A 7063-nucleotide genomic window follows, 5' to 3' on the forward strand; every position below is an offset into this window, starting at 1 on the left:
GTCCAGCATTGCGCAGCGCGGCAGGCAGCGTCCGCGAGGCGGGCGCCGCGCCGGTCCTTGACGAGCCTGCGCGGCACGATCGCTGCCTGGCGCAGGCAGGCACGCTTTCGCTGGGATCTCAAGCGAATCTCGGAGACCAATCCGCATCTGATCGACGATATCGGCCTGACCAGACGGCAGGTCGAGGAAGAGATCGCCAAGCTGCCCTTCTGGCAACGATAAAGGCTAACCCGGTTGGCCCTCACTGCGTGTCCGCGTGTGCCCTTAGCTCCGCGCGCCTCTCGTCTGACACCACCGCCAGATCGAGCACCTTCTGCAATTCGGCCGCGTGGCGAAAGGATGGCTCGGGCTGGACGCCGCTCTTCACCGCCTCGGCGAAGCGCTCATAGTTGGTCGGCACCGTGCCGGCGTCGAGCGCCTCCCATCTGGCGTTCTCGACATTGTCGCCCACGCACGCCTTCAGCGCCGAGCCTTCGAGATTGTGCACCACCTCGATGCCGCCCTTGTCGCCATAGATGCGCAGCCTGAGCTCGTTGAGATGGCCGGTCGCCCAGCGGCTGGCATGCACCACGCCGAAAGCGCCATTGGAGAAATCCAGCGTCATGGCGAAGCTGTCATTGGCGTCGAGCCCGTATTCGCCGATGCGGTTGCCCGGCGCCTTGTCGAAGGCGCGCAGGCGGCAAAACACATGGTCGATGTCGAGCGCCGCGCCATAGCTGGCGAAATCGAGGATGTGGATGCCGACGTCGCCGAGCACGCCGTTCGAGCCATGGCCGCGCGACAGGCGCCACAGCCATTTCGGGTCGGTGCGCCAGTCGCCCCAGAATTTCGACACCAGCCAGCTTTGCAGGTAGGAGGCCTCGACATGGCGGACCGTACCGATCTCGCCTGCCAGCACCATGGCGCGCGCCTTCTGCAGAGGTGCCACATTGCGGTAGGTGAGGTTCACCATGTTGACGATGCCGGCGGCTTCCGCGGCGTCCGCCATCTCGGTCGCCTTGCCGAAATTCTCGGCCAGCGGCTTCTCGCACAGAACCGGCTTGCCGGCGGCGATCAGCGCCATGGTGGTCGGGTGATGGATGCGGTCCGGCGTGACGTTGGCGACAGCGTCAAATTCACCCCATTTCAGCGCCTCCTCCAGCGAGGTGAAGCGGTTGGGGATCTTGAAGCCGTCGGCGAATTCGCCGACGCGGGCCGGATCGACATCGACGGCGCCGACAATGTCGACGCCCTCGATGGCGCTGAAGCGGCGGGCATGCTCCTGCGCCATCCAGCCGGTACCGAGTATCAAAAGCCGCATTTTTTGCTCCTCCGAGCGAATTGGTTCGATTCAATCATATCAGGTGGATAACCGCTATTGCTGCAGAGTTCCAGATGGAAAGCGCTGCCTTGAACTAACGGAAGCCGGCCTCGCCGGCCGTGTGCAGCTTGCCGCCGCGCTCGACGATCGGCTCCAGCGCCTTGTCCACCGGCACGTTCGGCGCGTCGTGGATAGCACGCTTCGCGCCTTGCGGGTTCGCCGCCCACTTCACCGCGTTGCGCAGCACCTGCTGCACCGTGGCGTCATGATAGGTCGGATAGGTCTCGTGGCCGGGCCTGAAATAGAAGATGTTGCCGGCGCCGCGCCGATAGGTGAGCCCGGAACGGAACACTTCGCCGCCCTGGAACCAGGAGATGAATACCGTTTCAAGCGGCTCCGGCACGGCGAACTGCTCGCCATACATCTCCTCGTTCTCGAGTTCGAAATAGTCGCCAAGCCCATCGGCGATCGGATGGCTGGCGCTCGTCACCCAGAGCCGCTCGCGCTCGCCGGCCTCGCGCCATTTCAGCGTGCAGGGCGTTCCCATCAGACGCTTGAATATCTTCGAGAAATGGCCGGAGTGGAGGACGATCAGCCCCATCCCCTCCCAGACGCGGCGCGCCACCCGCTCGACCACTTCGTCGGCGACGGCGCCATGATCCTTGTGCCCCCACCAAACCAGCACATCGGTCTCCGCAAGGCGGGATTCGGGCAGGCCGTGCTCTGGCTGCTCCAGCGTCGCGGTCGAGGCGGAAATGCCGGGGTCGGCCTTCAGCGCGTTGGCAATCGTGGTGTGCATCCCTTCGGGATAGATCGATGCGACCACCTCATTGGTGCGCTCATGGATATTCTCGCCCCAGACGACAGCGCGTATTGTCATGACATCCTCGTGGTGAACCGGAGCCGACCCGCCCCTGGCCATACATAGAGCCTGCGGCCGACATTGAAAGCGCTTTTCGAAGTGGTTGCGAACGCCAGCGGCCTCGTCACCCCAGGCTGGAGCAAGGAGCGGTGCGACGCAGCGAAGACCCCAGGATGACGCGTTCGGGGCTTCGCCAGTGAATGCGCCAGCCTGAAAGCATCCTGCGCCAACAACGACCTAGGCCAATATGCTCCCACCGTGAATCAACGCCTCCCGGCAACCCTTTGGCAAACGCCACGCCTCGGTTACAATACCGGCCATGCGCGAGGCACTGCTTGGGGTCGCGATCTTTGTCTGCCTGGCTGGGGCTTCGCTCACCAGCCTGCTGATCCATGGCCGGTTTCCGCCCCATCACCGCCAGGACGATACCAGCGCGATCGTGCGGCTCGCCGCCAATCTGTTCGTCGTGATGACCTCGCTGGTGCTCGGCCTGATGATCAACTCGGCCAAGAACACGTTCGAATCCATCGACCACAACGTCCATGCCTATGCGACTGAGTTGATTTTGCTCGACAGGTCGCTCAGGCAATACGGCCCCGAGACGCAGGCCGCGCGCCAGCCGCTCATCGCCTATGTGCAGCGCGTCGTCGACGCCACCTCGCCCAGTCAGCAAACCCCGATAGTCGCCAACAGACTGTCGGAGCTTTTGCTCAACAATGTCGGCGACCAGCTGCGGGCGCTGACGCCGCCCGATGACGAACACGTCGCCATGCTGCAGGAAGCCCGCCAGCAGTTGCAGAAGGTGATCGAATTGCGCTGGGTGCTGGCCGAGCAGTCGGAGGGCGCCATCCCCGGACCACTGATCGCCCTTCTGGTTTCCTGGCTGACGCTGATCTTCGCCAGCTTCGGCTTCAGGGCGCCCTGCAACGCCACCGTGGTCAGCACCTTCATCGTGTCGGCGGCGCTGGTCGCCGCCGCGCTCTATCTAATCATGGACATGGATATACCCTTCTCCGGCCCGATCCAGATCTCGCCAGCGCCGCTCCAAAGGGCGCTGGCGGAGCTCAAGCAGTGAGGTCACGAGCCGCGCTGGTTTAAGTCGTTGAGCAACCGCTTGGCTGCCACCGCCGCTCCGTCGCTGTGGCTCGTGCCGGCAAGAGCCACCGTCCAGGCGTGGGTTTCCGGCGCGAGTGCCTTCGCAAGGGCTGCCGTATGATCAGCCCTGGCGGCCTTCCTGGGCGACCTGTGTCAACGGCTTCGACATGCGCGGCACCACCACCAGGCGCTTGATCTTGCCTTTCTTGTAGGCGGCAAGGAAGCGGGCATAGTCCTTGAAGACGACGCAGCCATTGGACTCGGCGCGGCCGCCGCGCAGCATGTAGGTATGAGCAAGCAAGCCGTCGCGGCCATATTTGTTCTTGCCGCTGGTCGGCGTCAGCCGAATCGCCTCGACGCCGTGGAAGCGCGATTCACGCATCGACAGATTGTAGGTGTCGGGCGGCGTCGGGCCGACATTCTTCTTGTTGACGAAGCGCGGCTGGTCGACCATCGAGCCCAGCCCGGAATGGGCCTCGAGCTTGGAGCCATCAGGCATATAGACGGTCCTGGCCGCGATATCGTAGACGGCGACGCCATTGCCCACGCTTGGCCTGTTGCTGAACAGGTTGCCGAACACTCCGCCCGCGCCGCGCTCCGGCATGTCGGGCTTGGCGTAGGCGAGCATCTCCGCGTCCTGGGTCTTCGAGCGCTTGCCCGGCTTGGCCGGCTTGGCCTGGCTGGCCTGCACACCCGGCAGCGCCGGCACGGCCGCATGCTCCGAGCTGCGCGGCGACAGGGCCGGGAGCTTCCCGGACAGCACGTCCGCGGCCTTGGCCGACTGGGCCTTGCCGGTCTTTGACGCCGACGCCTTGGGCGCCTGCTCCTGTGGCGCCTCGATCCGTGGTGCGTCCGCCCTGGAGGCTTGAGCTTTTGGCGATTGATCCGGCTGCTCGATCAGCGCCCGTGGCCGGCCGGTTGGCAACGGAATTGTGTCCGGCATCTCGTCCTGCGGCGGCAGCGAGGCAAGCAGAACTTCGGTCCCTTGCGGCTCCTGCAGCCCGTCAGGCGCGGCCAGCGCCACGGACGGCGGCGGCGACAACATGTCGACCTCCGGCATTGCGTTGGCGAGCGCCAGCGCCAGGCGCGACGAGCGTTCGATCTCCGCCACCGGAGGTCCGAAGCGCACCGATGCCGGGCCCTGCTGGTCGGGCAGGCGAACCGGTTCGGCGAAGCGGGCATCGGCCGGCAGGCTGGCCAGCAGGACCGGCTTGTCCTGCGCGCGGGCAAAGGCATCCGCCAACTTTTGCGGCGACAGCTTTGCGCTGGCGACGACGCTGTCGAAGCGGTCGGCCGGGGCAGTACGCGCCACGGTTTCCGGCGCGGCCGTCCTCGGCGCGACGCTATCGGGCCTTGCCGCAGGACGCAGGCGCGCCATCTTGCCGTCATGCGAGAAATTCGAGGCCTGGCGCAGGCAGGCAGCATCGCAACGCCCGAGGAGCGCCTGCCGGTGCCGGGCATCCGCCGGGAGCGAAAGCGCCCAGGAACTGGCGAGCGCGCGGCGCGGATCGGCAAGCGCGATGGTGCCCGGCGCAAGCAGGCTCGGCGGCAATCGGTTGGAGGCAGCGGTGAGCGAGGTGCCCATCGAATAAAGGCCAGCCAGGGTCGCCACGGACCACAGGGCGAGCGCGGCGCCAACAGCAGGCACCACAACCCAAAGATGACCACCAGATGTCTTCGAAGCTACCCCCTCTTCAGGAGCGTCACCCCGGTACTTCAAACGCAAAAACGCCATACGACCACTCTCAATCGGCATGCCGGTTCGCGGACCTGGCACCCGTCACGATCACAGTTCGCCTGGTGCCCCCTGCACCTTCACGCGTCTGTTGCCGATTGATTCAAAAGATGGACAAAGATGGTTAACCAATCCCTCCACCAGTCGCCGATACGGCGACGGTCCATACGAAAAAAGAGCCCTCCACGGTCTGCGCCACGGTAAAATGCTCTCCCTCACCCGCTTTGCTGCCCGTTTTTCAAGCCTCTGTCAAGAAAGCGTGAAGATCGGAACCGCAGCAACTCGGGCCGGTACAGGGCGTTTGAGGTCGAAATGCGACCGCCCGGCTGGCATTGGAACACGTCGGTCGAAGATATGCTGGGCCAGCAGGCCAGGCGGTCGAAAGATATTGCGGAGACGGATCTGACCCAAAAAGTCACCTCCGCCCGGAGCGGAGGCGACGACGAAACTCTCGCGCCGCGAACCCGGTCGCCGGCGGCGCGTGCTCACATGCTCATGGCCAGGTCCCGACTATGCTCGCAGCGTTCAGCGCGTTTCGTCGGATCCGTCGGCGACGCCGACATGATGCCGGTAGACCATGCCCCAGCCCTTCCAGCCGGTGAACAGGAGGATGAGGACTACGATCAGCGACAGCACCAGGCCGACCGGCACCACTGCCGCCTCGCCCTGGGCATATCGCGAGTACCAGTTGTAAAGCTCGACCAGCACGACAATGGCGTTGCCGCCAGCGTGCAGCCATGCATCGCGAAGGTTGCGGATCCGGGTATCGCCCAGCACATCGGTAAGGCCGGCAAGAGCGGCCAGCGCGGCCATGACCAGACCGGCCCCCAGCAGCCAGAGCGAAGCGGTGACCCAGCCCGGATTGCCGGTTCGCCAGAAGATGAGGTCGCACACGAAGGTGGCGACGAAAAAGGCGATCGGGAACGGTATCAGCATTGCATGGACAGGATGGCCGGCAATGCTTGCGGTGCTGTGCGGATTGTGGGTGATCGGGTCGCGCGTCATCGTAATGCCTCCCGCAGGCGTGGCGAGCGCCGCCTCGGCCACATACTCATCACCGGGCCTGGCGGCAAAAAGCCGGATACGAACCGAACTCGGACAGGTGCGGAATGTTCCGCAGTCCCGTTACTCCAGGGGCGCCTGTCGGCTTGGAGTTGGGCGTCCTTCGACCAAACCGGGGACGGGTTTCGTCTTGCCGCTCAGCCGTGCGCCCAAGGTCAGCGCCAGCGGAAAATTGCGGACAACCGCTTCCATCAGCGCGGCGCCGCCGGGACCAAGGGCGATGCGGGCAATGGCTTCGGCGGCAAGGATCCGCGTCGAGAACAAGCCTCTCCAGGCCGCCTCGTAGCGTCTGCCCGCCGCTTGGCGTCCCGCCTGTCCGGCCTGAGCGTCGTCGAGTTGCCGCGCCAGGAGCCAGCCGGACTGAAGCGCCATCGATATGCCCTCGGCGATGATCGGGTGCGACTCGCCGGCGGCATTGCCGGCGCGGAAGATGTCCCCTTCGTAGCCGGCGCGGATGCCTGGCCGGATCGGACCGGCGGCGAGCCACGGACCGTCGGCGCTGGCTTCCTCAAGGGCCTCCCTGACGCCCCGGCATGTCGCCATAAGATGATGCTCGACGGCCTCGGCCGCCGAGACGTGGCCGCCGCGCTCGGCGGCAAGGCCGCTGCGCAGCAGGGCGAGCCTATCGCGCCTTATGCAGCACGAGATCGACATGCGGCCATGATCGGCCGTGACCATGCCGCCATAGCCGCCGGGAAACGTGATGAGCGGCATCAGGTCGGGCGCCAGGGACGATCCGGTGAAATGCGCCTTGAAGCCGAGCAGGTCGGAGGGGCGGCTTTTCTTTTCGAGCTGGCTCGGCAGCGGTCCAGGCTCCCACGAGCCGTGCGCGGCGACGACCACCGGCGCCCGCAGGATCGTCGCCTCATCGCGGCAGTCCCTTGCTTCAATCCGCACCGCTTGGCAGTCGCCTTCGCGCTCGACGGCGACGGCGCGGCAGGGCTGGAAGACTTGCGCCCCGGCCGATCGGGCCGGATCGAGGAGCAGGATATCCAGAACGTCGCGGCCC

The 7063-nt window shown here is 65.7% G+C and carries 7 protein-coding genes; 2 read left to right on the forward strand and 5 right to left on the reverse strand.

What is annotated here, in order from left to right; genetic code table 11:
- Positions 1-222 (forward strand): DUF1127 domain-containing protein (locus tag EN742_RS18225; protein ID WP_128333107.1); only part of this gene is annotated, 222 nt, incomplete at its 5' end.
- Between the two features lie 19 nt (positions 223-241).
- On the opposite strand, the gene EN742_RS18230 is transcribed toward EN742_RS18225, so the two are convergent.
- Positions 242-1300, reverse strand: a complete 1059-nt coding sequence (locus EN742_RS18230; protein WP_127407676.1) for a Gfo/Idh/MocA family oxidoreductase — start codon at positions 1298-1300, stop codon at positions 242-244.
- Positions 1301-1394: 94 nt separating this feature from the next.
- Positions 1395-2180 carry a ThuA domain-containing protein gene (locus EN742_RS18235; RefSeq protein ID WP_128333108.1) on the reverse strand — a complete coding sequence of 262 codons (786 nt, stop codon included), beginning with the start codon at positions 2178-2180 and terminating at the stop codon, positions 1395-1397.
- 301 nt (positions 2181-2481) lie between these two features.
- Between EN742_RS18235 and EN742_RS18240 the strand changes: the two genes are divergently transcribed.
- Positions 2482-3237, forward strand: a complete 756-nt coding sequence (locus EN742_RS18240; RefSeq protein ID WP_126055460.1) for a DUF4239 domain-containing protein — start codon at positions 2482-2484, stop codon at positions 3235-3237.
- Between the two features lie 141 nt (positions 3238-3378).
- Here EN742_RS18240 and EN742_RS18245 read toward each other — a convergent pair whose 3' ends face one another.
- The 3 genes from EN742_RS18245 to EN742_RS18255 all read right to left on the reverse strand — a co-directional run.
- On the reverse strand, positions 3379-4905 hold the full coding sequence (locus EN742_RS18245) for a tlde1 domain-containing protein (protein WP_245455520.1): 1527 nt from the start codon (positions 4903-4905) through the stop codon (positions 3379-3381).
- A gap of 612 nt (positions 4906-5517) precedes the next feature.
- Positions 5518-5997: a DUF2231 domain-containing protein gene (locus EN742_RS18250; RefSeq protein WP_245455521.1), complete on the reverse strand. Its 480-nt coding sequence runs from the start codon at positions 5995-5997 to the stop codon at positions 5518-5520.
- Between the two features lie 120 nt (positions 5998-6117).
- Positions 6118-7063: monooxygenase (locus EN742_RS18255; RefSeq protein WP_128333109.1), on the reverse strand; the 946-nt coding region annotated here is incomplete at its 5' end.

Origin of the sequence: Mesorhizobium sp. M4A.F.Ca.ET.020.02.1.1 (assembly GCF_004022645.1) — a bacterium.
Taxonomy (GTDB): Bacteria; Pseudomonadota; Alphaproteobacteria; order Rhizobiales; family Rhizobiaceae; genus Mesorhizobium.